The sequence below is a fragment of the Rummeliibacillus pycnus genome (assembly GCF_044359855.1).
GTDB classification, from domain to species: domain Bacteria; phylum Bacillota; class Bacilli; order Bacillales_A; family Planococcaceae; genus Rummeliibacillus; species Rummeliibacillus pycnus_A.
In genome coordinates, this window is record NZ_CP132291.1 from 2,695,105 (window position 1) to 2,719,432 (window position 24,328).

Below are 24,328 nucleotides of genomic sequence, written 5' to 3' on the forward strand. Positions count from 1 at the left end.
ATGGAGAAAAACTATCAGGAATTAGTAAATAATCAAATTTTCTTTGGTGGAGCAGCCGATGCTGAAGCAGCCATTGCGAACGAAAATATTGATGTAGTAATTGATTTACGATTAGCAGAACCAGGAGAAGTAAATTATAAGCGAATTCATGCACCCATTGCAGATGAGGAAGCAGAAATTGCACCATCCATCGAGCATGCAATAGGTGAAGTTATGAAAGCTTATCATAATGGCAAAAAGGTTTTCTTCCATTGTGGAAGTGGAAGTGGCCGAGCAGGTACTATTGCAACGGCAACTTTGCTAGAACTTGGACAAGCGAAAACGGTGGAGGAAGCAGAGCAAAAAGCAAAAGCAATCCGCCCAAAAGTAAATGTACGAGAACCGATGAGAAAAGCACTACAACAAATTTATGAGTAATACAAAATAAGTACCGTTATTATAAAAACAGAAAGAGGAGTTGTACTGGTATAAGTACAACTCCTTTTTGATGAGCATTATTAGATAAAAGAGAAATATAGCGATTTATAGCGATATTTCCTGGGGAATTATAGGGAATCGGTACGGGAATTATGGGAATTCATCAATTGATGTCAATGTATAAGTTACTCTGATTTATCATTTTGTGTTGCTTTATTTTCTTCTCGAGTACATATATATAATGAGCCATTTGGTTGAAGCTGTGCATAAAATACGTCTTCAATATTTTCAATATTTTTCTTCTTCAGCTTTTTCATTAACAAATCTTCTGTTAAGTTTAATTCCTCCATTGTATTCCATACAATATGTCCATCAGCAATAACTTCTATAGGAATATGTGGTGGTATTGAAACATCTGCTTTTACATCTGTTTTGGTAGCTGATTGTTCTGCTGGTTTTTTTAAGATACTAAGTTGACCATTAGTTTCTAATATTGCATAGTGAACATCTTGTATAGAAAAAACGGATTGTTCTCGAAGCATCATTAGAAGATCATCCATATGAAGTTTGGAAGTCTTCAATGCTTGAACCGAAATCTCACCGTTTTTAATAATAACAGTTGAACTACCATCTAATATATCACGCATTTTAGTGGAATTAAGTGTAATTTTAGTGGCGATCATTGTAAGGATGGTCCACCATATTAGCGAAATAAGGCCATCGATAAAGGGAGTTTCCTTCTGTGAAGCAATGTCGGCCGCCGTAGAACCAATGGTAATACCAGTTATATAGTGAAAAAATGTTAGCTGACTTAATTGTTTTTTACCGAGTAAACGAGCTAATAACAGTAATACTACAAAAGAAATTGTGGTTCTAAGCATCATCTCCCAGAAGTTCAATTCAAAAAAGTTCTCCATTTTTTAATTCCTCCTCTTTCTAATCGTACTTAGTATGAACATTAAAAAAGAGGATATTCTCATATTAAATAATAATTATTGTTGGAAAATTGTTATAATTAGTACACCAATTTCAAAATATAAAGGAAGTGCAAAATCAATCATGTCAACGACAATGGCAAGGCAAGCATTAGGAAATCCCATATATCCAGTGATGGTAGCAATCGGTGTTTGTCATTTATTTAATGATACGTTGCAGGCTGTAGTACCTGCAATGTTTCCAGTATTAGAAAAAGAAATCGGTTTAACATTTACACAATTGGGGTTAATAACATTTGTGTTGAATATGGTATCTTCTGTATTACAACCAGTTGTTGGTTTTTTCAGTGACCGTAATCCAAAGCCATATGCTCTGCCTTTAGGAATGTCATGCACATTTGTTGGTCTAGCAGGTGTTGCTATATCTTCAAATTATTGGATGATTCTTTTGTCTGTCATCTTTTTAGGGTTAGGTTCTGCTATTTTCCACCCAGAAGGCTCAAAAGTTAGTTTTATGGCAGCTGGCTCAAAACGTGGACTATCTCAATCAATTTATCAAGTTGGTGGAAATTCTGGACAAGCGTTAGCCCCACTGATTAGTGCGTTCGTTCTTGTGCCATTTGGTCAAATTGGAGCAGCCTGGTTTTTAATTGTTGCAGCTGTTGGAATTCTTCTGCTATCAAGAATTTCTGTATGGTATAAACAACAATTAGAAGAAGAAAGTGTCTCGAAAACGAAAAAAGTATTGGTTTCTAATTTACCTACTTTAACGAAAAAACAAATAGGAATTGCCATTGGTTTATTAATGGCTGTAATTTTTATTCGCTCATTTTATGTTACCAATATGACGAACTTTTATATCTTTTATTTAATGGACAAATATCATTTAACGATTCAAAAAGGGCAATTACTAATCTTCATCTTCCTTGCAATCGGAGCTGTTGGAACATTTTTTGGCGGTCCAATGGCAGATCGCATGGGTAGAAAAAATGTTATCTTGCTATCATTTTTAGTTCCAATGCCTTTAGCGCTAATGTTGCCATATATCCCTTTATGGTTAGTCGTAATTTTCCTTGCTGTTATCGGCTTTTTCATTATGCTGAGCTTTTCAGTAACGGTTATTTATGCTCAGGAATTGGTGCCAAGTAAAGTTGGTACAATGGCTGGTTTAACAGTAGGCCTTGCTTTTGGTATGGGGGCGATTGGTTCAGTTGTTATTGGCATAATGATGGACCATTATGGTGTTTTGGATACGATGATTTTTATATCAGTATTACCGATTTTAGCATTTGTTGCATTTTGGCTTCCAGCGGATCATAAAACAGCATAAGAATTTGAAAATAAAGTTGCGATGAAAAACGGAATATTTTTCTTCGGAGCTTTTTTTCTTAAAAAATACAATTAAACCACTTCTATTTAATAAAAATGATACCAATGAAAGTTTTCAAAAGAAAAAGCATAGGATAAGCAGTATGAACAAAATGGAAGGTGGAATCCTATGAATCATCAAAAAGTTCATCCAATACGACTATTCAATCCATTACGTGTTATCACAGTGATAGGTAATGGTAAGATAGCTGCTACGCCAAATTACGTTCAACTTCAAGTAGAAGTAATTACGAATGGAAAAGAGGTAAGTTTGGCAGCTCAAGAAAATGCAGCAATTATGCATCGAGTTATTCAATCTCTTATAGCATTAGGAATTCCGAGAGAAGATATTCAAACGGCATCTTATAATGTTTCACCAAGTTATGATTACATCGAGGGCAAACAAGTTTTTAGGGGATATGAAGTAACCAATGCGATAACTGTAAAGGTAAGGGATATGAATCAAGTGGGAACCGCCATAGATACAGCAGTAAAAAGTGGTGCAAATCGTGTTTCGAGCATTCAATTTAAAATTGAACATGAAGATCGCTATTATCAACAGACTTTATCTTTGGCCCTCCAAGATGCACAAATGAAAGCAAATACAATAGCTGAGACAATGCACTTATCTATTCCACCACAACCAATCCAAATTTTCGAAGAAAGTACTTCGGAACCTGTATTATACAAATCAGCTGCTATGGCAAGTCAGAATTTTACAACACCAATTGAACAAGGTCTAATTACAATTAGTGCAACATTAAGAGTGAAATTTCAATACTAATCCTCATAACAAATTGGTTCTATATTTTTTTAAAATGATTACACTAAAATATAGGACAGACTAAACAAGGTGGAGATAACATGGCAAAGAAAATTGGCATTATAGCTCTAATGTTATTTGGAGTTTATGCTGTAGGAATGTATCTTTATATTTTTCAGAGTGGCAGTGGGGATATACCAGCAGCATTAAAGGGTACTGTTGCTGATCCAGCAGTTTTTATGTCTCATCATGAATTATTACTAAGTGGGGAATATTCAAAAATTAGGAACTACCTCTTTTTTGTATCAACACCACTTGAATGGTTAATCTACCTATTTATTTTACTTGCAGGACTTTCAAAGTTGTTCGAAAAATGGTCTGTATCACGTGCAAAATCAACACTTTTCCAAACCACCATCTATGTTTTTTGGCTATCACTTCTCATGTATCTTATATTGTGGCCATTAGATTATTATAAATATCATTTAAGTAAAGACTTTGGGATTAGCACCCAGACTTTTCCTTCATGGATGAAGGATGGATTAATTGATTTTGGGGTTAATTTTGTAACATCCATATTAGTAATGTCAGTTGTTTATTGGTTGATTAAAAAAAGCACAAAGAGATGGTGGCTATATGCTTGGCTGTTATCCATTCCTTTTTCAATTTTCGTTATGTTTGTGCAACCAGTTGTGATAGATCCTTTATATAATGATTTCTATCCATTACAAAATAAAGAATTAGAAGCTAAAATTCTCGCATTAGCAGATCAAGCCAATATTCCTTCAGACCATGTCTATGAAGTAAATATGGCAGAAAAGACGAATGCTATGAATGCCTATGTTACTGGGATAGGAAGTAATTCACGAATTGTGTTATGGGATACGACATTAAATCGATTAACCGATCGAGAAATTCTTTTCATTATGGCACATGAGATGGGGCATTATGTAGAAAAGCATATTTATATCGGAATAGCTTGTTATATACTTCTTTCATTTGTTGGTCTTTGGCTAGCAGCGAAAATGATGAATTGGATCATCGCACGTTATGGAAAAGCATTAAAAATTAGCAAAATAAGTGATCTTCGTTCGATGCCATTGTTTTTACTCGTTACCTCTTTTCTGCTGTTTGCATCAAGCCCATTGTCGAATTATATTTCGAGATATCAGGAGTCAAGAGCTGATCAGTATGCAATCGAGTTAACTGGAGACCATCAAGCTGCTGTTACTTCATTCCAAAAGCTTACGAAGGCTGGATTAAGTGAAGTGAATCCGCCATTACTTGTGAAATGGTTCCGCTATACGCACCCACCAATGTTAGAAAGAATATATAGTGTAGTTGATAAAAATGAAGATTTAGTACCAGAGAAAAAGGAAGAACGGAAAAGAAACAAATAAAAAAATAAAGGCTGATCAAGAGTAGTCATTAACTCTTAATCAGCCTCTTTTAGTTTCTAAGCTCGTAGTTAAATGGTTACATTTATTGAATAATCACATTGTTTTGTAAGAAAAATATGCAATGATAAAATAATGACTAGAAAAAAGTCGGAAGGGGAAGTTCTTTATGAAGTTGGCTATTTTTGGAGCAACTGGAAGGGTTGGCAGCGAAATAGTACGCCTTGCATTGCAAGATGGACATGAAGTGAGCGCACTTATACGGACACCAACAAAATTAAAAAATTTTGGTCATTTAACAATTCTTCAGGGAAATGTATTTAATGAAGAAGATATTGAAAATACAGTTAATGGTGCCGATGTAGTAATTAGTGCATTAGGTACAGATAGAACAACAACCTTATCAGAAGGTATTCCACATATTATTTCCACGATGAAGAAACATCATATAAAAAGAATCGTCACTATAGGAACGGCGGGAATCTTAGATAGCCGTACGGAACCTGGAAAGTTCCGATTTCAATCAAGTGAATCAAAACAGAAATTAACATTTGCTGCTGAGGAACACGCCAAAGTGTATAAAATGCTAGCAGAATCTAATGTGGATTGGACAATCGTATGCCCAACCTATTTACCAGATGGAGAAGCAATAGGAAAATATCGAATAGAAAAAAATAAATTACCTTTGAATGGGGAAAAGATAACAGTAGGCGATACTGCCAAATTTGCGTATGAAGAATGCTTCAAACGACAATTCTTATATACAAGGGTAGGGCTGGCTTATTAAGGAACAGAAGCAGATGGGGAATGAGGAGAGTACATGAAAAAAAGTCACAAAGCTGCAATGGTTGCTTTATCTTTGGGCTTTGCATTAGTGAAGTATTCCAAAAATAAAGATGGAAAAATGACGCTTTTGAACGCTGTACATCAACAAGATTTACACGCAGTGAAGAAGCTGGTTAGAGCTGGTGCGGATTTAGATCAACAAAATGATAGAGGACGTACTCCACTGATGATTGCTACATATAACCATGATGTAGAAATTGCTAAAATGTTAATAGATTTAGGTGGCGATGTAAATATTCAAGATGATATGCAAAATACACCGTTTTTATATGCTGCTGCAGAGGGGTACTTGGATATTTTGAAACTAATGATACAAGCTGATGCGGATCCCACTGTTACAGATCGCTATGGTAATACAGCCTTAATACCGGCTGCTGAACATGGCAATTTGGACGCTCTGAACTTGTTATTAAATAAAACAGAAATAGATGTGAATCACATTAATAATCTGGGATGGACTGCATTACTTGAAGCTATCATTTTAGGCGATGGTAGAAAAAAATATCAAGAATGCATACGGAAGTTACTACAACATAAAGCAAATCCGAATATTGCAGATAAAGATGGTGTAACACCGATCGAACATGCGGAAAAACTTGGGTATAAAGAAATTGAAGTATTATTAAAGAAATACACTTACTAAAAATAATTTAAATATGGACCTATCCAATCGGATGGGTCCTTTTTTAAATATTTACATTTATAGGCATTTAATGTATAGTACATTACAACAGTAATGTACTAATTATCAAGAGGAAAGGAGGAGTCTTTTTGTGCATTTAAATAGTGATGGAACGAAGCCAATTTATGTGCAAATTGCGGATTGGATTGAAAATGAAATCATCGCAGATCATTTAAAAACAGATGATAAAGTGTATTCGCAATATCAACTAGCAGAGCTATTTAATATAAATCCAGCAACTGCTGGTAAAGGATTAAGTATTCTCTTAGAAGAACAAATTGTGTACAAAAAAAGGGGGCTTGGCATGTTCGTCACAACAGAAGCAAAGCAGGTTATTTTAGTAAAACGGAAAAATGAAGGCTTTACGAAAATGATTGACGATATTGTATTAGAGGCAAAAAGGCTCAAAATTTCAGAAGATGAAATCATTAACTTTATAAAAAAATCTTATCGAGAGGAGTGCTGAAGATGACTGTGATTGAATGTTCTAATGTACAAAAAAAGTTTAAAAGAAAAGATGCATTATCGAATATTACCTTTCAGCTAGAAGAAAACAAAATTATGGGTTTAATAGGACGCAATGGTGCAGGAAAGACGACACTTTTGCAACTTTTAGCAGGTATGACAAAACCAACTTCAGGTGTGATAAAAGTATTTGGAGAAACACCTTTTAATAATTTATTTGTGTCGGCAAATTCCATTTATATTCATGATCAGATGCAATTTCCGGGATCATTTACGTTACAGGATATTTTAGAGACAGCAGCGAACTTTTACGGTAATTGGGATGGAAATCTAGCTAACAAGCTAATATCATATTTTAGTTTGGATCCCCAAGCGTATCATAGTGACTTATCAAAAGGGATGAAAAATACCTTTAACTTTATCTTAGGCTTATCGACACATTGTGCACTAACATTATTCGATGAACCGATTAACGGGATGGATGAAGCGGTTCGAAAAGATGTTTACAGAGCACTTTTAAAAGACTATATAGCTAATCCAAGAACCATTATTATTTCGAGTCACTTTTTAGAAGAAATGGAGCATTTACTTGAGGTTGTATTGCTCATTGATCAGGGAATAGTGGTTTTTAATAAATCGTTGGAGGAAATACAATCATTTGCATTGGCATTGCAAGGTCCAACTGATGCTATACAAAAGTGGACTGTTGGACTCGAAAAGTTAGAAGAAAAGCAAATAGCCCTTGGATATGCAAAAGTTCTTTTAAGAGCTGAAGATTGCACCTTTGATGAACGAGCATTACAACAAGAGGATATTACCATTTCATCTGTTAGTGCGAGCGAAGTGTATATGTATATGACAAATACAAGGGATGTGGGGATTGATGAACTCTTTAATTAATAAAAGCTTCAGGGACATCTATTCAGCGCAATTTAAGTTGAAAATCCATATGTATTTGGATATGTTACTCTATTTGGTCATTTTGCAAATTATAGCTGAAGTTTTGTTTTTTTATATAGATGGGATATTGAAGAGTGGTAGCGCTCCACTTGTAAAACTAGAATATCACGCATTTACACCAATTTTCGTTCTCTTTTTCTCGGCTATTTGGTCATTTTATATGGGGATTTTGGTAACAAAAAAGCAACAGCGGTTAGAAATGGCATCATTTATCGTTACAAGGAAAATGGAACATACCACAAATATATCTCTCTTTTTATGCTTTTCAATATTCGCTAGTCTTACAACTATGTTGTTGAACTATGTAACACGAATTGTGCTTTTACTATACAACTCAACAGGCGTTATAGATGAGTCGAATTTGCTTCATGCACCACGCGTATTTTTTGTGAGCCTGATATTCGCAATATTATGTTTATTGTTCACAAGTGCTATTGGCTATTTTCTAGGATTACTCGCCTATAAATATAAATTTGTTTATACGCTATTTTTTGCGGCAATCTGCGCTTTCTTATTTTGGTTACAAAAACAAGATGCTGAGGTCGTATACGAAAAGTTGAACAATCCGTCTTTGCTCTTTGGAAGTATTTGTATAGCAATTACTCTTTTGTTTGGTATCAGTACAAGATTTTCGACAGCTTTGGAGGTGCGGTAAAGTGAGCTATTTACTTACGATAACAATCATATTGGTAGTTGTTATATTGATCGTACCTACACTTTTAGTTCTTACTTTTGCAAAAAAATATATGAGAGGCAATCAAAAGTTTTCAAAAATATTTATTTTGATTTATAGCTGTGTGTTGCTTCTATCACCGATTGTATATTTTTTATTACCAAATAAACAAGATTTGAAAGTTCTAAGCAAAGCTGAACAGCAAACGGAAGTTCAGAAACATGAAACATTTGCGAAGGATTTAATACAAGGGAAATTAGCTAAATATAGTAAATATCATTTGGAAGATTGGTTGTTTGAAGTTAAAGGGGACAAATTGGGATTAAAACTTTTGGATGAAAATGGGCCATATCCTTATGTGCGTGTTGTTGTCGAATGGATTCAATCTGATTCACAACAAGTATCGGCCTATCTGTACCGGGCACCGTTTATTCAATACGGACTTGACCTTACAAATAAGATACAACAGCCAACGGTTACTTGGAAAAGCAATCATTCATTATTTATTCAGAATCCAAAACCAATTAAATTAAATAATAAAATCATTACAGATAAAATCGTGGCATTTCCATTTGGGCAAAGCTTATTTGAAAATGAAAATCTAGATTATTCATCAGAATGGGAAGCAGAGCATGAGATTGATTTAAATACTTCTTATTTTCTGTATTTAAAAGTACCAAAACATATGGATATTATCGATGAAAATAATATGCGTATTTATGATTAATCGAGAGAAGGGAGAAAGCGGATGGAATTAGTGAAGCCTTCGAAAGTAAGTCTATTGAAAGAGCAATTTAAGTTGAAAACGAAAATATCATTAGGTAATTTCATGCAATTAGCTATAATTGAAATTATCATGCTGTTGCTCTCGTTGTTTAATAATGTAGGAGAGTTTATGGAAGACGAAATAGGCATGATGAGAGTTGGATTACATGTATCGTCACAGTTTGGAACATTTTTCGTTAGTTTAATTTGGATTTTTGCCATTGCCATTCAGATGCCAGGTAAAGAACAAAGAAAAATTTCTAATAGTTTTGTTAGTAGTAGTACTAGCCATGTTCTAACAGATTTAATGCTCGTAGGGATATTTAGTTTTGTGATTGCTATTACAGTTCTGACTACGAATTATCTAAGTGCTATGATATTAAACTTATTTTTTAATAGAGACTTTATCGTTGGATATATAATTGGCAATGCACCAATAGTATTCTTGGCTAACTTATTAACGATGGCAATTGTTGCTCTAGCAGTCGGCTCGTTTGCATATGTTATGGGTGTATTGAATCAAATTTCAAAGTTATCGTTAACAGGTGTGGCTATCGTATTAGTAGTTATATTTAAAGGTTTCATAATTTCAATTATAGAAAGAGTTATTAATGCTACGTGGCAAATATCAAGTGTAATATTATTCAATGTTCCATTTTTAGTAGTGGCGATTATATCCATATATGTAGCGTGTTTTCTAAGTAATAAACTGGAGGTGAAAGAATGACTACTTTATTGTCATCATTCATTTTCCTTGCCATATTCTTTTTGATTATATTTGTAGTAAGGAAGATACTTCGAACGGAGCAATGGAAGCCAAAACATATGAAAATAATATTGACTATTTACGGCATTCTGTTAATTGTTGCAACTCTCTATGTTTGCTTTATGAAAAACGATGTAAATATAATGGACGATTCAGAGAAAGCAAAAATTGAGAATGAAAACGAAGATTTTAGTATCCGTGCAGAACGACATCAGCTAAAGGGAAAAGATGAGGCTTTCTATGTAAAATCATTTAAACAAGATATAAAAGGAAATCGATTATTTTTAACTGCTAATACTTCAAATGACAATATAAATGTTTATGTAGAACGAGTGGATAGTAGTAGCTATATAGTTGAAGGTGAAGTGTATCATTCAAATGCCTATTATAAGTCACTTAACTTGAATGATGAAATGCCTTATGTAAAAGTAGATTGGCAATTTCCACATACATTAAGATTTACAGAACCGCAAATTGCCGAAAAGACGTATTCAGTTGTGACAGATGTAGTGATGCCATTTCCATTCAACCCTGAGAGTTTTAAGGGAGATACTAAAACCAATTCAAGTATATTTAATGCACAAACAGTTGTCTCATTAAAAGTACCAAAACATATAGACATTAGCGATCCTAATCATTTAATATGGAAAGCTGAATAAGTGCAAAAAACGATAAAAATAGTTCATAAAATAAAGTAATAGTGAAAAATTCTCTAGTCGCATGTCACAATTATTGATAGAATAAGCATAATGATTTTAGTAATATTCAATTTGGTCTGAAATTTGAAAAGGGGGCCCTTTAAAAGGACATGAAGGAACATGAGAATTGGCCTTTACCATCTGTGTCATTCAATGAGCATGATACAAAGAATGACCATGAAAATTTACAAATTATACTAAATGTCGAAAAAATAAAAGAACAATATAAACAAGATGCCGAAAATAGAATACCTCAACATTTCTCTGCTAATAAGCGTATGAAAGTGCAAGCACTTACAAAGGAAGAGATTGAATTGAATGGTTTGCCAAAGGAAATCTTTTGGAAAATGGTCGAATTTAATGTGAGTGCAAGAGGTGGGGTATCTTTTGAAAGAATTGCCGCTATTAGTGAACATATTAACTTTTTAGCTTCTGAATATAGTACGTATAAAGCACGGATTCATCGTGATTTTGAAGGTCAAGAAAAGGAACAACAGCTTAAGAAATTAAATGCCATTTTAGGTCGTGGCTTTGAACGCCTTTCAAATGCTTATGTTGAAACAGTGGGTACTTTCTTTGAGCGAAATGAGATCAATAGTGAAAAAGAGTTAATGAGAAAGTCAATTTCTGCTCTTTATGAACGTAAAATAAAGCAATATGAGCAATTTATCAGTATTTATCCTGATTATGCTTACATTAAAGGAACAAAAGACGAATGGCTTGAAAGAGATTCATACTTTATGGGGGACATTCTCCGTTTGGTGGTATCTAAGGTCTATTCTCAATGTATTTTATTACCTGAGTATTTATATACTCCTAATGATTTAGCAGCTGCAGGAGCTTTCTATCAGTCTGCGCATAAATGGCTTATTAATCAAAAATCAACGGCTGTTAGCGAGGAACAGCTTGGCGTAGAGCTAGGTTATCTAGGTATGAAATTAGAGGTTCTATCATGTAAAGAGGATCTGTCTCAAAATTTGAAAGAAAAACTAGGCAGAGTCTATCAATCATTTACTTCTTATAAAATTGAAGATATTAATAAACGTCAAGAAGAATCCAAACACTATCCATATACACGTCTAAATAAGAAATATGCGAAATTGGATGAGAAGGTTGTTTTGAATTGGGCAACTATTATGCGAAGCCATATTCAAGAGGAAAATGTTGAATCTGTTTTTCTAGAAGTTTTGCCAGCTGCATTCGCAGAATTCCAGAAAAAAGTAGAAGCTGGTAGCCTACTTGAACGTTATCAGGAGCAAAATGATTGGGATGAGTTTTATGAGAATGCAGAGTCTATCACTTATCCTGCAGGTAAACCCGATGCTTTTCATTTCAGTACAATGATTGAAGACTGGAATCGTTTTATCGAAAAAATCGCGGTGCAGCCATCGATGATATTCACCTCTGGAAAAATATTCGAATGATCTATTAATATACTGTGGGTACCAACTATGTATCCACAGTTTTTCTATTAATAAGCAAATAATAATACGTTATAAGAAGAACTTATCCTATTTAAATAGGTCGTGCATTCAGCGAGTCTCTTCTGCCTGTTAATTGGGGATAAACTATACATAAAGTCGGGTGTAGAGATGGAATTTGTTGTTTTTATGATCATTGGATTCTTAGGTAATTTTGTCGGCGTACTATGTGGCGGTGGAGGTCTGATTACATTACCAACAATGTTGCTAATGGGGTTACCTGCGCATTCTGCAATCGGGGCAAATAAAGTTTCAAATACCGTTAGTTCTTTTACAAGTTTTCTTGTTATTTTCAAAGAAAAAGAGATTACGTTAAAAGAAACGTTTACGGTTCTTGTGATGTGTTTAATAGGAGGGGCACTTGGTGGAGTCACCGCTTCCCTCTTAAGCGATAGCACATTAACGATGATTGCCATTATTTTACTTGCCTTCGCATTTGTCACTTCATTTTTTAGTAAAAATGATTTTGAAGGACATGCATTATTTAAGCCCAATAAAATAACGGTGCCTTCATTGTTAGGGATTAGTATGTATGATGGTATGTTCGGACCGGGGAGTGGCACACTACAAATGTATTTATATGCACATGAAAAGATTGCCTATATTCGTGCTGTTGGACTTTCCAGGGTCGGCGTATTTGCAGGTTGCTTCGGTTCAGCAATTTCCTACATTGCCACAGGAAAGATTATGTGGGGATTAACGATCGCTTTAATGATTGGCTCAACAATCGGAGCACAAGTAGCAGTAAGGGTTGCACGAAAGCTGGATACGAAATATGTGAATCCATTATTAAGAATGATTACGCTTATTCTAATAGTTCAAATTGTAATCAGTTATTTTAGAGGGTAAATGGTAAAAGGACGATTCCACAATTGATTGGAAACGTCCTTTTGTATTATACTAACACTTTTGTCATCTTCTCAAGCAATTGTTCAGCGGAAATAGTAACCTCACCGCCACCTTGGACAAAGGTATCATTGCCGCCCCCCTTACCGTTGATGACTGGTAATACAGTGTTTGCTATTTCCTTCATGCTACCAATATGTGCAGCTTCCCCTTTTGCTGCCACAAATTGTAGTTTATCAGCTTGCTTTGAAACGAATAGTGCAGTGCTTGCTTCATCTGTTGCTATAATTGCGCGTGCTAGTTGTTGTAACTCCTGAACAGAGCGGGAAGTAAATGTTTTACAAATAAGATTCGCATCGGATTCTTGTAATAACTCTTTTGCTTCAAAAGTTAGCAATTGATTATTGGCATCTGCTAAGGCCTTTTCAAGTTCCTTTTGCGTTTGTAATAGCTTTGTTACGGCTTGTGCTGTTTTTTCTTCAGGTACATTTGAAAGACGAGCTGCTTCAGATAATTCTTTTTTACGCCAATGTAGTTCATGAAGTACACGTCCTCCACAAACAAAATGCACACGTGTTTTTTTCTTTTGCTTTTCTGTCGCTAAAATTTTAATGGCTTGAACTTGTCCGGTAGAAGTAGGGTGAGTGCCTCCACAACCGTTATAATCGTAATCTGGAATAATAACAAGACGAATTTCTCCAGTAACGGAGACAGCTTTTCGCAAATTATAATTTAACATCTCTTCTTCTGTTACCCATTTTGTTACGATTGGACGATTTTCTAAAATAATGTCATTGGCTCTTTTTTCTACTGCAGCCAGTTCTTCATCTGAAATTTTCGCATGATCAATATCAATCGTCACTGTTTCTGTCCCAAGATGAAAGCTTACCGTAGGATAGTTGAAAAGCTCAACAAAAGCTGCCGTTAAAATATGTTGGCCAGCATGTTGTTGCATATGATCGAAGCGACGTTGCCAATCAAGCACACCATGAACTTCTGTCGTATTATCTGGCAAAAACTTAGTTACATAATGTCGAATCTCACTATCAATTTTCTCCACATCTATTACTTCCACTGCATTTAACATACCTGTATCATACGGTTGTCCACCACCAGTGGGGTAAAAAGCAGTATTGTCTAATACGATATATTTTCTTCCTTCTTCATCCTCTTTTTGAGTTTGAACACTTGCATTAAATTCTTTCATCATGACATCTTGATAATAGAAAAGTTCTTGCATTTTTCCACGCTCCCTTATGTTATCGCCTATTTTTAACATAAAACTTTACTAATTGCCAATTTCCTATATTATAAAGTAGTGAAAGATAAAAGGAGCGATTTTATTGGATATTTTAGCATATACAATGGAAGAAATTTTAGATCCAACTAATATTATTGAAGGTCAACGTTTCGAATTTCTGTTAGATATTAATGTAGATGAAGACGATGAACTTTATACAGAAGGTGGAATTGAAATTCGTGCGATTGTTGCAAAAAAAGATGACGAACTTGCATTAGCTAATTACTTTATCACTGCAAAAGCAAGCGGAAAATTATTAGACTTTGCATTAGAAGATGATGAAGAAGAAATGATTTTAACTTTTTGTAAAGAACGTATTGCTGCAGGAGAATAGAAAAACGGCCTGTAATATGCTTTGTCTAATAGACATTCGGGAATACTTAAGTGTAGGATTTCTGGATGTCTATTTCCGTTCAAATTAAAAAAGGAGTTGAAAGAAATGGATGCTTATACACAACCTATTAATGTTGCTATTGTTGCATTTATACTATTGGCATTTGTGATTTGGATTCCATGGCTTATTTATACATATCGCAAATATGGATTTTTGCCATTGTCTACGACGTTAATTTCATTTTCATTTATTTTTTACTTTTTCTCAGCACTATTTCTAGTAATATTACCTTTACCATCAATTCGAGATACTTGTTCAATGCAAGAACCTGAAACACAGCATTATTCTTTAGTTCCGTTCAGATTTATTTCCGATATTTTTGAAAACAGTGGAATTGTTTGGACACAACCATGGACATATGTACATTTATTTGAACAAACTGCTTTTTATCAAGCGTTCTTTAACTTCCTGTTGTTAATACCATTTGGTGTCTATTTGCGCCATTTCTTAAAGCAAAAGAAACAGTGGGCAATAGCTCTTGGCATCACATTTGTGTTGACATTATTTTACGAAATGACACAAGTGACAGGGATTTTTGGCTATTATAATTGTGCATATCGTATTTTTGATGTGGATGATCTACTATTAAATACACTGGGTGGGATTGTAGGATTTTTCATTGCACCAGCAGTATTAGCGCTATTCCCATCAAAGAAAAAAATCAATGAAAAGGCAGATATCTTATTAAAATTAGATGAAGTTGGATCGATGTCAGTGCTAATAGCGATTGCCATGGATTTATTTTGCACTGATATTGCGACACAAATTTTCTTACATTATACGAGTGTAAACGAAGTGTATGAATTCCTTGTTCGTTCTGTCTCACTATTTGTATTCTTCTTTGTGATCCCAATACTTTGGAATGGTCGAACAATCGGAACATTTATAATGCGTTTCCGATATGATAGTAAAGTAAGTCGCAGTGCAACTGTGTATCGCTTATTTAAACGTTTTGTAGCGATTTATGTAACATTTTTTATTACCTTTGTGATTAAAGTCTTAAATCAATCTCAAATCTCAATGGATTCACCTTACTATCACGTTTCTTATTTCCTTCAAATTGGAACAATGATGTTGTATGGTATCGTCACGATTGTACTGTTTATCCATATCATGTTAGTTGTATTTGGGAAAGGTAAACGACGTTTCTATTGTGATGAAGCATCTGATTTATATACGACAAAAAAAGATAAATTCTAGATATTTACAAAATTGTATTATCAGTGTTTTGATGATAATATGTATGTAGTTTTCTTTACAAGGAGGAATCTCAATGGTCGCATTATACAGTAATGCATACTCTAGAAGACAAAACTTCATGGCTAAAGAAATCTCCATCGAAGATTTGTAAATGTCTTGGACAATATAATTGAATAATTTTTCCAACGGCAAAATGGACCATTTCTTTAGGCCAATAACTAAATTTAAAAGCCTAAAAAATTGGAGTGATTTTTAGATGGAAAAACAAACAATTCAACCGTTTTTATCAGTGGCAAACTATCATTTAATAGAGCAACAATTGAATAAAATGATAAATGCGTATAACACAACAAAAGATAAAAATGTCATTCTTGCTGTACAAGGGCTCGTAGATACAGAGCTAACGGAAAATCTGGATCTTGACCCTGATCAATTAAAACTAATTGATCAAATATACAATATTAGGGACCATACTCAGAGTGATGTATTTTTAGAAAGCTTAAAGCTGTATGTCATTCCGTTTAAAGCAGTGACAGCAAGTAAGCTAAAAAGCCTTTTTAAAAAAGAAAAGAAATTAAAACTACCTAAACTAGAAAGTATGGATTTTCATCAGATCTGCTATCTAACTTGGGACGATGTTAGTACACATCGTAAGTATATAGTGCTTGAACAACAAGGAAAGCTTAAAGCTATTAAAGGGAACATCGATACCAACGTAATTAAAGGGATTTGTGCAGTTTGTAATCGCCATTCAGATGTTAGTCTGTTCACAACAAAGGTAAAAGGGCAAGTTACAGATACGTTTACAAAATACAGTAACTACATTTGTGCAGATAGTAAAAATTGCAATAAAAACATCTCAGATTTGCAAAGATTAAATGACTTTTTTGAACGTGTTACACATTAAATAAAAGGAAAGACCTCTCCAGTAAAAAATTGAGAGGTCTTTTTTTTATACAATCTTTTCTAAAGTTCAGTACCTACAACTCAGCTTTTCTCACAAAAATGGATTCGTTCTATTTCTGTATAAATTACTGAATTACTAATACAAAATAGTGCGTTGAAAGCGTCCTGTAGAAATACTTACTTTCCTGATTAATATTTATATAAATACAATAAATTACTCATTGACAGTCTACATCAATGTGATTAGAATAATAATGTATTTTGATATTGAAATTCATTATCAATTAAGTTGGAGATTATTTTATATCTTCGAGGGAGAGCCTATGAGAAAAAAATTACTATATATTATTTCTATCCTTTTATTAGTTATTGGAGTTGGAATACATAATCCTGCGTATGCTGCTGGAAATTCCAATGATGATATGAAAAAGGCTGAGAAATCTGTTGATAAAGCTATTGAATTGGCTAAAAAAGGGGACCTCTCTGAAGCAGAGAAAACCTATAACGAATATGATAAAACTTGGCGAGAAATTGAAACTGGAATAAAAAATGATTCAGCAAAAGCTTATCAAGATATTGAATCAAATATGGGACAAGTAGTCTATGCATTTACTCTTAAAAAACAAGATCAGGTAGTTCAGGCTTTAGAAGGTTTAAAGAATGTAAATGATAAATTTGCAACTGGTGGATATCCAAAAGAGAAAAGTTATAAGAAAGAGGACATTTCTTTAGATGATTTTATTATTCTACTTCAACAAACAAAGAAAGAGATTAATAATCAAAATCAAAAGGAAGCTCTTGCGGACATAAAAAAAGCGAGTGCTAGTTGGCTAAGTGTTGAGGGAGTAGTTGTTGCACAATCTGCATCGGTCTATAGTGATTCCGAAAGAGATTTGGTGAAAATACAAGCAATGCTATCTGCTAATCCGCCAAATTATAAACAAGCAAATGAAACAATAGAAAGTATGATCAATTATCTTACACCATTAGCCGAAAAATCTAGTTACACCTATTGGGATGCTGCAATGATCCTTATTCGTGAAGGGCTGGAAGCATTACTTGTCGTAATTGCCTTGATGTCTTTTGTACAGAAATCAGGCGAAACAAGAGGGAAGAAATGGATTTGGAGTGGCGTTCTAAGTGGATTTGGAGTTAGTATCATTCTTGCACTAATAGTCAAATTCGTGATATCTTCCGGAGCGTTTGGTAATAATAATGCACTTATTGCTGGCTGGACAGGAGTATTTGCAGCGGTCATGTTATTGTATATGAGCTATTGGCTTCATAGCCAATCAAATATTGCTGATTGGAATCGATATATTCGTGAAAAAAGTCAAGCAGCATTATCTACTGGAAAACTTGTTTCACTTGGCGTTTTAGCTTTTCTAGCAGTATTCCGAGAAGGAACAGAGACTGTCCTATTTTATATTGGAATGGCAAGCCAAATTAAGCTTCAGTCACTTCTATTTGGTTTTCTAATAGGAGCAGCTATCCTAGGAATCATAGCCTTTTTAATGATATATGTAGGCTTAAAGTTACCGCTTCGACCATTCTTTATGGTATCAAGCCTAATTGTATTTTATCTTTGCATTAAGTTTACTGGAATGGGCATTCATAGCCTACAATTAGCTGGATTAATTCCAACAACTAATGTTGAAAGTATTCCAAGCATTGAATTTTTCGCTTTATACCCTTCTTGGGAGAGCGCCATTCCTCAAATGATTCTTATTCTTGTGGCTGTTGCCATCATTCTAGTAAAAAAATTTAAAAAACAATAACTAACAGTAGTCATATAGAAAGAAGGAAAAAGTCATGAAAAAAATAACATCAATGGTTTTATCAATTGGATTTGCAAGTGCGTTATTACTAGCTGGTTGTGGTTCGAATAATAACAATGCAGTTTCTGATGGGGTCAATAAAATGCTTGATACAACTGAACAATTATCAAAAGCAATTGATAGTGGAGATCAAGCGAAAGTAAAAGAAGTTGGACCGAAATTAGAAGATCAATGGAAAGTTTTTGAAGATGATGTGAAGAAAGATAATAAAGATCTTTATGCCAAAGTTGAAAAGTATCTTGATCCAACGATTGCAGGTTCAGAAGCGCCTACTTTGGATAAAAAAGCATTGGGTTCTTTAAATGATAAACTTACTGATGCACTGAAGGAATTAGCTGATAAAACGAAGTAAATTAACTATTATATTGGTAAAAAAGCCGAAGCTACAGTGCTTTGGCTTTTTTTGTATTAAGATGATTGGCACATAGAAGATTTCCTTTTCATCAGTAAACCATTAGATGATGATGCATTAACTTGTGGATAAACTATTTTAAAATAAATTTTCTGTACACAGTTAACAAAAAACTTATGCACAAAATGTTAATAACAGAGTAATAAAAGGGGATAAAACCATTTTATCCACATGCTTATCAAATTTTTGCGCATAGCATGCTGGCATTTTGGATAAAAATTAACAGTATCCATTAACATAGTCTAAATTTATCCACATGGATTAGCTCTTATTGTGGATGGATCTTTCGCGATAGTAATTGGTGCAAAACGAAACAGTGAATTTCTTATTGAAACTTTTTTTGGGGGTTTTCGTAAATATAGTAGAGCAACAATAAACTTAGGAGGAATGCTTTATGTTAAAAAAACTAGCATCCGATGCACTTGGATTATCTGATATTGGGGTCGTTGTACCAAAAGAGGATTTCGATAAAACAGAGGCAGATGATTTTGTTAAGCATGAATCAGGAGAAGTTGTGTATTTCTTGATTAAAACGAAGTCAGATGAATACTGTTTTACAAATCAAGCATTAATCCATGTTGATGGTGACTCAGCGATCAGTAAAAAGCGTCTATTAAAACGATATGATTACGAACATAGCACAATATCAGATGTAATGTTAGAAACAGCAGGTACGATTGATTTAGATATTGAAATTAAATTCACAATTGATAACATACCGATGTCAATTGATATTCATAAAAAATTTGATACTGAAATCAAAGATCTTTATAAAGCATTCCATACAATTTCAGTAGAAATGCTTCAAAATAAGAAAAACTTCGAAATCGCACAAAATAGTTTAAGCTATGCAGCACAATCTATCGGAAAAATAGAATCAAAAGAAGTAACACCTGCACAATCATTCGAACAAATTACACGGTTTGCAAATGATTGGGCGTTAAAAAACAAAGAACAATATATGAAAAAAGATTATGGTGACGTGTTTGAATTGTATATTAATCATTAATATCGTATTTGAGGGGAGCTGTCTCAAAAGTGAATGAATAACCCACTATTGAACATCCTTCTTACTCGAAATAAAAAACATTCTACTGTTTTTTGCTAAGCACCCCGCTAAGCGTACAAACCGCATGAGCCAACCGCGTTGCCTCAAAATGCGGAACGCGCCTGTTTAGCTTTATTGGTCAGTTGCTCTTCACGCGAAGAGGCGCTCTTTGCATCACAGCGAGAAGGTTATCTGGTACAAAAAGCTGGCGCGTGGAGCTAGAGATGGTTCGTTCTCGTGCTCTATGTAAGGCAGGGGTGCTAATTTAATTTCTTGTACTACTTAAGGGATCACTAGACATCCCTTTTTGTCTTTATATGAGAGTATAAGTAGCGAATATAAACTATGGGCATTCTTTAAAACAAGCTATTAGGTTTGGATAATATTTCATATAACGGAGCCAAATAAAAAAGAGTCTTCAGCTTTTAAGCTAAAGACCCAAAATTAGGTTTAAACTCACACGAAGTTCAGATTTTATTTAGAAATAAAATACTGAACTTTAGGATTTTATCATACTATCAATGCGTGTTCAAGTATTGTATAGATATTGACACAACAATGTTAATTGTTACTAAATTAAAGATTCCTTCTTATTTGTTTACCTTCTTAGGCTTTTCATAACTAAAAACAGCTACAACAACATACAGCAATAAGAAAAGAATGAAAGTGCCAGCCCATGTTACATCAATACGCTCAAAACCAGCAACGATGAACTTTTTAAAGAGTACAACACTAATAGCAAATTGCATAATAGTACTAATAGTATCTACTGATTTCGTCAATTTTATATTGCAACTTGCAATAATAAATAAGCAGAACAAATCAAGTAAGATAATCATAGAAAAGATTAATATGATAAACCAACCAAAGTAGAAAAGATCTTGGTACCATTTTTCGAAAATATCAATACTCGCTAGATTGAATTTAGCCAGTATATTATATAAACCGTAAAAACCAAAGTAAGGCACTGAAATGGCCAAAGTAAGTGAAATAGCTAAAATAGCAATAATTAGTAACAAAGCTGACCATCCAGAAACACGAATTTTAATCTTTTTATTTCTAAACATAGAAATCCCTTCTTCACCTAATAAAATAGGTATCTATTCATTGTTATTAGAAGTTTTAAATCTCAATCTATCACATTATAGAACAGTAGCGATGACATTGCACATGAATTGTTACAGAAACTTAATTCGCTTGTTAGATAATCATACTCTTACTACATGGTACTATAAAACTGTCTAGAAAAAACCTTAAAGATATTGGAAATATACATATGATACTAATTGAATAGAGACAGGTGAAGTTATGTTAAGAAATACAAAATGGTGGATGCCTTTTGCTTTAGCGCTTTGTATAGTTGCTTACAACCCTCACAATGCTTCGGCGATAGAACCAGAGTATAAAGAAGTGATGATTGTTTACAGCAATGCAGCAGGAAAACAGCAAATTATGAAATTAGCATCCTCTATTGAGAATCATTTTGACTTATTAAATATTGTGCAAGGGAATTTTAGTGCAAATAATCTAGCACTTTTAAAACAATCGCAAGATATTAAAGTAATTGAGAAAAAGCCGGCAACTATAGAAACAAAGGGTGCGTCCTTAAAGGGCATTATTCCATTAGCGAATATGCGAATGTTGGGCGTTCAAAATGCGTGGAATCAAAACTTAACAGGACGAGGCGTTAAAGTAGCAACCTTTGATACTGGTGTAGCTAACATTCCTGCATTAGCTAATGTCAAAAAGTATTCCTTTGTTGAAGATGATCCTGCAACTCCTGATGATGAAAGTTCACCATTAGATACAGATGGACATGGAACTGCTGTTGCAGGAATTATAGCTGGTCAAGTAAGCAAACCTCTAGCAGATGGTTACTTAGTCGGTTTAGCGCCAGATGTAGAATTATACAGTGTTAAAGTTTTTGATCCTACTGGTGCAAAAATGGAAACAATTCTAAAAGCTGTGGAATGGGCTATAGAAAATAATATCGATATCATCAATATGTCACTTGGTACGGAACAAGATGATCCCATACTCTATCAAGCCATTAAAAAGGCAAATACAGCTGGCATTACAATGGTTGCAGCAGCTGGTAATGAAGGCAATGCACATGATGTTGACTATCCAGCAAAATATAGTGAAGTAATTGCCGTATCATCAATCGATAATGCTAAAATGCTATGGAAGAAATCCAATACAGGAAGCCAGGTAGAATATACTGCACCTGGTGTAAATATTTATACACTGAGTCCAACAAGATCCTATGTACAAATGTCAGGCACATCCATGTCGGCACCACATGTTACAGGAATGATTGCATTACTAAAGCAGCAATATCCAACCTATACCCCTAGTGAACTACGTCATGTAATACGAAATTACACGATTGATTTAGGAAATAAAGGAAGGGATTCTTTATTCGGTTATGGAATACTAAATACAGCTATAACGAACCCGAGCAATGTTAGCAAATTGTCTGCGCTAAATATTAAGAAAACATCAGCAACCTTGCACTATGAGATAGCACAAAATGCCATTGTTCCAGTAGGGAAATATCGAATAGAAGTAACAGGCAAGAAAGCAATCACAACAACAGATACGAATTATGTATTAACAAACTTAAAACAAGGCACAATGTATCATGCAAAAGTAACAACAATCAGCACAATCGGTAAAGAATCTACTGGCAAAACAATTCAATTTACAACAGCAAAAGATTCTGCATCCAAAATCTATGTAAGTAAAAATAAAACGATGATTAATAATGTTGTAAAGAAGATCAACAAAGGAAAGAAACTGAGTTTGAAATCGGAATTCTTGCCACTTTACACGGTATACAGCGATTTAACTACTTCTCAAAAAAAGGCTGTTAAAAAATACCGTGAAAAGCTAAATTTAATTGCAATTTCAACAACGGCAAAGTCAACACAAGTAAAAGCAACAAATTTATCACAGATGAAAAAGAAAAAATATACAACGATTACGTTTAAAACAGCCATTAAACCATCCACTTTAAAATCGAACCATATTTATGTGAATTTTTCAGGTAAAAATTTGAATACCTTTACATTATCAAAAAGCAAAAAAGGCAAAACGATTAAATTATCAACGAAGAAAGCACTTGCTGCAGGAAACTACGTGATTATCATCGATCAAAAAGGGTTAAAAACATCTAAAGGTAAAGCAGTTAAAAAGCCAATAGCAGTGAAATTTACTGTGAAATAACTTCATACAAAATAATATTCTTTCGTCCTTTAAAACAACAGGTTTTATTGAAAAATGCTAAATTTCTTAGGGGAATTTAGCGTTTTTTTATTTTGTAGGTGATGATAATTTTGTTTGATGAACATCAAGTGATTCATCATGAAAGAAGAAAAATTATTAAGTCTACTAGATAAAGAAGCCAACAATATAAGGATTAATAAAAATAGCAACATAGATTAAAGTGATATAGGGTTGATAATCAATGTGAAATTCCTATATTCTTCTAACTTTTTAAAAATTTTAGTTTCATTTTCGCGAAAATATGTTAACCTATATTTAAAATCAGTTAACGAAGAGGGTAGGGAATAAATGACTTCAAATGTTTCAGGAACAAAAAGTAAGCTTTCTACTTTAGAAATAGTGTATTGTGGAATGTTTGCTACATTAATGATGATTGGAGCAAACATTACATCTTTCGCACCGTTTTTAGTGGTAGGTGGGGTGCCTATTACACTGCAACCGTTATTTGCAATCTTAGCTGGCCTTGTTTTAGGTAGCCGTCTAGGTGCCATTTCAATAACAGTTTATACGTTGCTTGGTTTAGTAGGTGCACCTGTATTTGCTCAGTTTAGCGGTGGATTTTCTTATATTTTAAGTCCGACATTTGGATTTATCGTAACGTTTATATTATCAGCTTATGTAGCAGGGAAAATGGTGGAATATCGTCGTACTAAATCTATGTATATTGCTGCAGCTCTTGTTGGTATAGCTGTTAACTATTTAATTGGGACAAACTGGATGTACTATGCATACAAACTTTGGGCGGCAGCACCAGAAGGATTTACATATAAAATGGCTTGGTTATGGATGGTGCCTCCACTTCCAAAAGATATTATATTAGCTATATTTGCAGGAATATTTGGTTTCCGATTACAAAAAATTATAAAGGTGGGGCATTAAT

The 24,328-nt window shown here is 33.9% G+C and carries 25 protein-coding genes; 22 read left to right on the forward strand and 3 right to left on the reverse strand.

The genetic code is table 11. From position 1 onward, the window contains the following. Positions 1 to 417: a dual specificity protein phosphatase family protein gene (locus tag Q8X41_RS13340; RefSeq protein WP_397536779.1), complete on the forward strand. Its 417-nt coding sequence runs from the start codon at positions 1 to 3 to the stop codon at positions 415 to 417. Between the two features lie 185 nt (positions 418 to 602). On the opposite strand, the gene Q8X41_RS13345 is transcribed toward Q8X41_RS13340, so the two are convergent. Continuing rightward, positions 603 to 1,334 (reverse strand): DUF421 domain-containing protein, encoded by a 732-nt coding sequence (locus Q8X41_RS13345; RefSeq protein ID WP_397536780.1) that lies wholly within the window; start codon positions 1,332 to 1,334, stop codon positions 603 to 605. Positions 1,335 to 1,476: 142 nt separating this feature from the next. On the opposite strand from Q8X41_RS13345, the gene Q8X41_RS13350 reads away from it, so the two are divergent. The 13 genes from Q8X41_RS13350 to Q8X41_RS13410 all read left to right on the forward strand — a co-directional run bounded on the left by Q8X41_RS13350 (position 1,477) and on the right by Q8X41_RS13410 (position 13,065). Further along, positions 1,477 to 2,682, forward strand: coding sequence for an MFS transporter (locus tag Q8X41_RS13350; RefSeq protein ID WP_397536781.1), 1,206 nt, complete (start codon positions 1,477 to 1,479; stop codon positions 2,680 to 2,682). Between the two features lie 168 nt (positions 2,683 to 2,850). Next, positions 2,851 to 3,504, forward strand: a complete 654-nt coding sequence (locus Q8X41_RS13355) for an SIMPL domain-containing protein (RefSeq protein WP_397536782.1) — start codon at positions 2,851 to 2,853, stop codon at positions 3,502 to 3,504. A gap of 80 nt (positions 3,505 to 3,584) precedes the next feature. After that, positions 3,585 to 4,883: a M48 family metallopeptidase gene (locus tag Q8X41_RS13360; protein WP_397536783.1), complete on the forward strand. Its 1,299-nt coding sequence runs from the start codon at positions 3,585 to 3,587 to the stop codon at positions 4,881 to 4,883. 166 nt (positions 4,884 to 5,049) lie between these two features. Continuing rightward, complete coding sequence (locus Q8X41_RS13365) at positions 5,050 to 5,667, forward strand: NAD(P)-dependent oxidoreductase (RefSeq protein ID WP_397536784.1); 618 nt, start codon at positions 5,050 to 5,052, stop codon at positions 5,665 to 5,667. Between the two features lie 33 nt (positions 5,668 to 5,700). Next, entirely contained in the window at positions 5,701 to 6,369 is a 669-nt protein-coding gene (locus Q8X41_RS13370; RefSeq protein ID WP_397536785.1) for an ankyrin repeat domain-containing protein, read from the forward strand. A gap of 130 nt (positions 6,370 to 6,499) precedes the next feature. Beyond that, positions 6,500 to 6,874: a GntR family transcriptional regulator gene (locus tag Q8X41_RS13375; protein ID WP_397536786.1), complete on the forward strand. Its 375-nt coding sequence runs from the start codon at positions 6,500 to 6,502 to the stop codon at positions 6,872 to 6,874. A gap of 2 nt (positions 6,875 to 6,876) precedes the next feature. Further along, positions 6,877 to 7,773: an ATP-binding cassette domain-containing protein gene (locus Q8X41_RS13380; protein ID WP_397536787.1), complete on the forward strand. Its 897-nt coding sequence runs from the start codon at positions 6,877 to 6,879 to the stop codon at positions 7,771 to 7,773. Beyond that, positions 7,757 to 8,488: a hypothetical protein gene (locus Q8X41_RS13385; protein ID WP_397536788.1), complete on the forward strand. Its 732-nt coding sequence runs from the start codon at positions 7,757 to 7,759 to the stop codon at positions 8,486 to 8,488. The genes Q8X41_RS13380 and Q8X41_RS13385 overlap by 17 nt, the downstream gene beginning before the upstream one ends. Position 8,489: 1 nt before the next feature. Continuing rightward, positions 8,490 to 9,233, forward strand: coding sequence for a hypothetical protein (locus Q8X41_RS13390; protein ID WP_397536789.1), 744 nt, complete (start codon positions 8,490 to 8,492; stop codon positions 9,231 to 9,233). A 21-nt stretch (positions 9,234 to 9,254) separates the two neighbouring features. Further along, positions 9,255 to 9,998: a hypothetical protein gene (locus tag Q8X41_RS13395; protein WP_397536790.1), complete on the forward strand. Its 744-nt coding sequence runs from the start codon at positions 9,255 to 9,257 to the stop codon at positions 9,996 to 9,998. Then, positions 9,995 to 10,696 carry a hypothetical protein gene (locus Q8X41_RS13400; RefSeq protein WP_397536791.1) on the forward strand — a complete coding sequence of 234 codons (702 nt, stop codon included), beginning with the start codon at positions 9,995 to 9,997 and terminating at the stop codon, positions 10,694 to 10,696. The genes Q8X41_RS13395 and Q8X41_RS13400 overlap by 4 nt, the downstream gene beginning before the upstream one ends. Before the next feature lie 149 nt (positions 10,697 to 10,845). Beyond that, the gene (locus Q8X41_RS13405) at positions 10,846 to 12,159 is read left to right on the forward strand and encodes a hypothetical protein (RefSeq protein ID WP_397536792.1); all 1,314 of its coding nucleotides are present in this window, start codon (positions 10,846 to 10,848) and stop codon (positions 12,157 to 12,159) included. 168 nt (positions 12,160 to 12,327) lie between these two features. After that, the gene (locus Q8X41_RS13410; protein WP_397536793.1) at positions 12,328 to 13,065 is read left to right on the forward strand and encodes a sulfite exporter TauE/SafE family protein; all 738 of its coding nucleotides are present in this window, start codon (positions 12,328 to 12,330) and stop codon (positions 13,063 to 13,065) included. A gap of 46 nt (positions 13,066 to 13,111) precedes the next feature. Here the strand turns inward: Q8X41_RS13410 and Q8X41_RS13415 are convergent, their stop codons facing one another. Then, a complete protein-coding gene (locus Q8X41_RS13415) occupies positions 13,112 to 14,341 on the reverse strand; it encodes an alanine--tRNA ligase-related protein (RefSeq protein ID WP_397536794.1) in 1,230 nt (409 codons plus the stop codon). Between the two features lie 64 nt (positions 14,342 to 14,405). Between Q8X41_RS13415 and Q8X41_RS13420 the strand changes: the two genes are divergently transcribed. From Q8X41_RS13420 to Q8X41_RS13445, 6 genes are all read left to right on the forward strand, one after another. Further along, a complete protein-coding gene (locus Q8X41_RS13420; RefSeq protein WP_397536795.1) occupies positions 14,406 to 14,696 on the forward strand; it encodes a DUF6509 family protein in 291 nt (96 codons plus the stop codon). Positions 14,697 to 14,801: 105 nt separating this feature from the next. Further along, on the forward strand, positions 14,802 to 15,956 hold the full coding sequence (locus Q8X41_RS13425; protein ID WP_397536796.1) for a VanZ family protein: 1,155 nt from the start codon (positions 14,802 to 14,804) through the stop codon (positions 15,954 to 15,956). A gap of 256 nt (positions 15,957 to 16,212) precedes the next feature. Then, complete coding sequence (locus tag Q8X41_RS13430) at positions 16,213 to 16,863, forward strand: FusB/FusC family EF-G-binding protein (RefSeq protein ID WP_397536797.1); 651 nt, start codon at positions 16,213 to 16,215, stop codon at positions 16,861 to 16,863. Between the two features lie 322 nt (positions 16,864 to 17,185). Further along, a complete protein-coding gene (locus Q8X41_RS13435; RefSeq protein ID WP_397536798.1) occupies positions 17,186 to 18,640 on the forward strand; it encodes an FTR1 family protein in 1,455 nt (484 codons plus the stop codon). Positions 18,641 to 18,674: 34 nt separating this feature from the next. Beyond that, positions 18,675 to 19,052 (forward strand): hypothetical protein, encoded by a 378-nt coding sequence (locus Q8X41_RS13440; RefSeq protein WP_397536799.1) that lies wholly within the window; start codon positions 18,675 to 18,677, stop codon positions 19,050 to 19,052. A gap of 454 nt (positions 19,053 to 19,506) precedes the next feature. Continuing rightward, entirely contained in the window at positions 19,507 to 20,121 is a 615-nt protein-coding gene (locus tag Q8X41_RS13445; protein ID WP_397536800.1) for a PH domain-containing protein, read from the forward strand. 629 nt (positions 20,122 to 20,750) lie between these two features. Here the strand turns inward: Q8X41_RS13445 and Q8X41_RS13450 are convergent. After that, on the reverse strand, positions 20,751 to 21,227 hold the full coding sequence (locus Q8X41_RS13450) for a hypothetical protein (RefSeq protein WP_397536801.1): 477 nt from the start codon (positions 21,225 to 21,227) through the stop codon (positions 20,751 to 20,753). Positions 21,228 to 21,468: 241 nt separating this feature from the next. Here Q8X41_RS13450 and Q8X41_RS13455 point away from each other — a divergent pair, with 241 nt between their 5' ends. After that, positions 21,469 to 23,388: a S8 family serine peptidase gene (locus Q8X41_RS13455; protein ID WP_397536802.1), complete on the forward strand. Its 1,920-nt coding sequence runs from the start codon at positions 21,469 to 21,471 to the stop codon at positions 23,386 to 23,388. A 348-nt stretch (positions 23,389 to 23,736) separates the two neighbouring features. Beyond that, positions 23,737 to 24,327: a biotin transporter BioY gene (locus Q8X41_RS13460; protein WP_397536803.1), complete on the forward strand. Its 591-nt coding sequence runs from the start codon at positions 23,737 to 23,739 to the stop codon at positions 24,325 to 24,327. Position 24,328: the final 1 nt, after the last annotated feature.

Bases quoted from the DNA above. Each gene is read 5' to 3' on its own strand.
- Q8X41_RS13445 (WP_397536800.1), top strand. From the start codon at position 19,507: ATGTTAAAAAAACTAGCATCCGATGCACTTGGATTATCTGATATTGGG.
- Q8X41_RS13460 (WP_397536803.1), top strand. From the start codon at position 23,737: ATGACTTCAAATGTTTCAGGAACAAAAAGTAAGCTTTCTACTTTAGAA.
- Q8X41_RS13385 (WP_397536788.1), top strand. From the start codon at position 7,757: ATGAACTCTTTAATTAATAAAAGCTTCAGGGACATCTATTCAGCGCAA.
- Q8X41_RS13370 (WP_397536785.1), top strand. From the start codon at position 5,701: ATGAAAAAAAGTCACAAAGCTGCAATGGTTGCTTTATCTTTGGGCTTT.
- Q8X41_RS13435 (WP_397536798.1), top strand. From the start codon at position 17,186: ATGAGAAAAAAATTACTATATATTATTTCTATCCTTTTATTAGTTATT.
- Q8X41_RS13405 (WP_397536792.1), top strand. From the start codon at position 10,846: ATGAAGGAACATGAGAATTGGCCTTTACCATCTGTGTCATTCAATGAG.
- Q8X41_RS13430 (WP_397536797.1), top strand. From the start codon at position 16,213: ATGGAAAAACAAACAATTCAACCGTTTTTATCAGTGGCAAACTATCAT.
- Q8X41_RS13440 (WP_397536799.1), top strand. From the start codon at position 18,675: ATGAAAAAAATAACATCAATGGTTTTATCAATTGGATTTGCAAGTGCG.
- Q8X41_RS13425 (WP_397536796.1), top strand. From the start codon at position 14,802: ATGGATGCTTATACACAACCTATTAATGTTGCTATTGTTGCATTTATA.
- Q8X41_RS13360 (WP_397536783.1), top strand. From the start codon at position 3,585: ATGGCAAAGAAAATTGGCATTATAGCTCTAATGTTATTTGGAGTTTAT.
- Q8X41_RS13365 (WP_397536784.1), top strand. From the start codon at position 5,050: ATGAAGTTGGCTATTTTTGGAGCAACTGGAAGGGTTGGCAGCGAAATA.
- Q8X41_RS13380 (WP_397536787.1), top strand. From the start codon at position 6,877: ATGACTGTGATTGAATGTTCTAATGTACAAAAAAAGTTTAAAAGAAAA.
- Q8X41_RS13345 (WP_397536780.1), bottom strand. From the start codon at position 1,334: ATGGAGAACTTTTTTGAATTGAACTTCTGGGAGATGATGCTTAGAACC.
- Q8X41_RS13340 (WP_397536779.1), top strand. From the start codon at position 1: ATGGAGAAAAACTATCAGGAATTAGTAAATAATCAAATTTTCTTTGGT.
- Q8X41_RS13355 (WP_397536782.1), top strand. From the start codon at position 2,851: ATGAATCATCAAAAAGTTCATCCAATACGACTATTCAATCCATTACGT.
- Q8X41_RS13400 (WP_397536791.1), top strand. From the start codon at position 9,995: ATGACTACTTTATTGTCATCATTCATTTTCCTTGCCATATTCTTTTTG.
- Q8X41_RS13410 (WP_397536793.1), top strand. From the start codon at position 12,328: ATGGAATTTGTTGTTTTTATGATCATTGGATTCTTAGGTAATTTTGTC.
- Q8X41_RS13415 (WP_397536794.1), bottom strand. From the start codon at position 14,341: ATGTTAAAAATAGGCGATAACATAAGGGAGCGTGGAAAAATGCAAGAA.
- Q8X41_RS13450 (WP_397536801.1), bottom strand. From the start codon at position 21,227: ATGTTTAGAAATAAAAAGATTAAAATTCGTGTTTCTGGATGGTCAGCT.
- Q8X41_RS13350 (WP_397536781.1), top strand. From the start codon at position 1,477: ATGTCAACGACAATGGCAAGGCAAGCATTAGGAAATCCCATATATCCA.
- Q8X41_RS13395 (WP_397536790.1), top strand. From the start codon at position 9,255: ATGGAATTAGTGAAGCCTTCGAAAGTAAGTCTATTGAAAGAGCAATTT.
- Q8X41_RS13455 (WP_397536802.1), top strand. From the start codon at position 21,469: ATGTTAAGAAATACAAAATGGTGGATGCCTTTTGCTTTAGCGCTTTGT.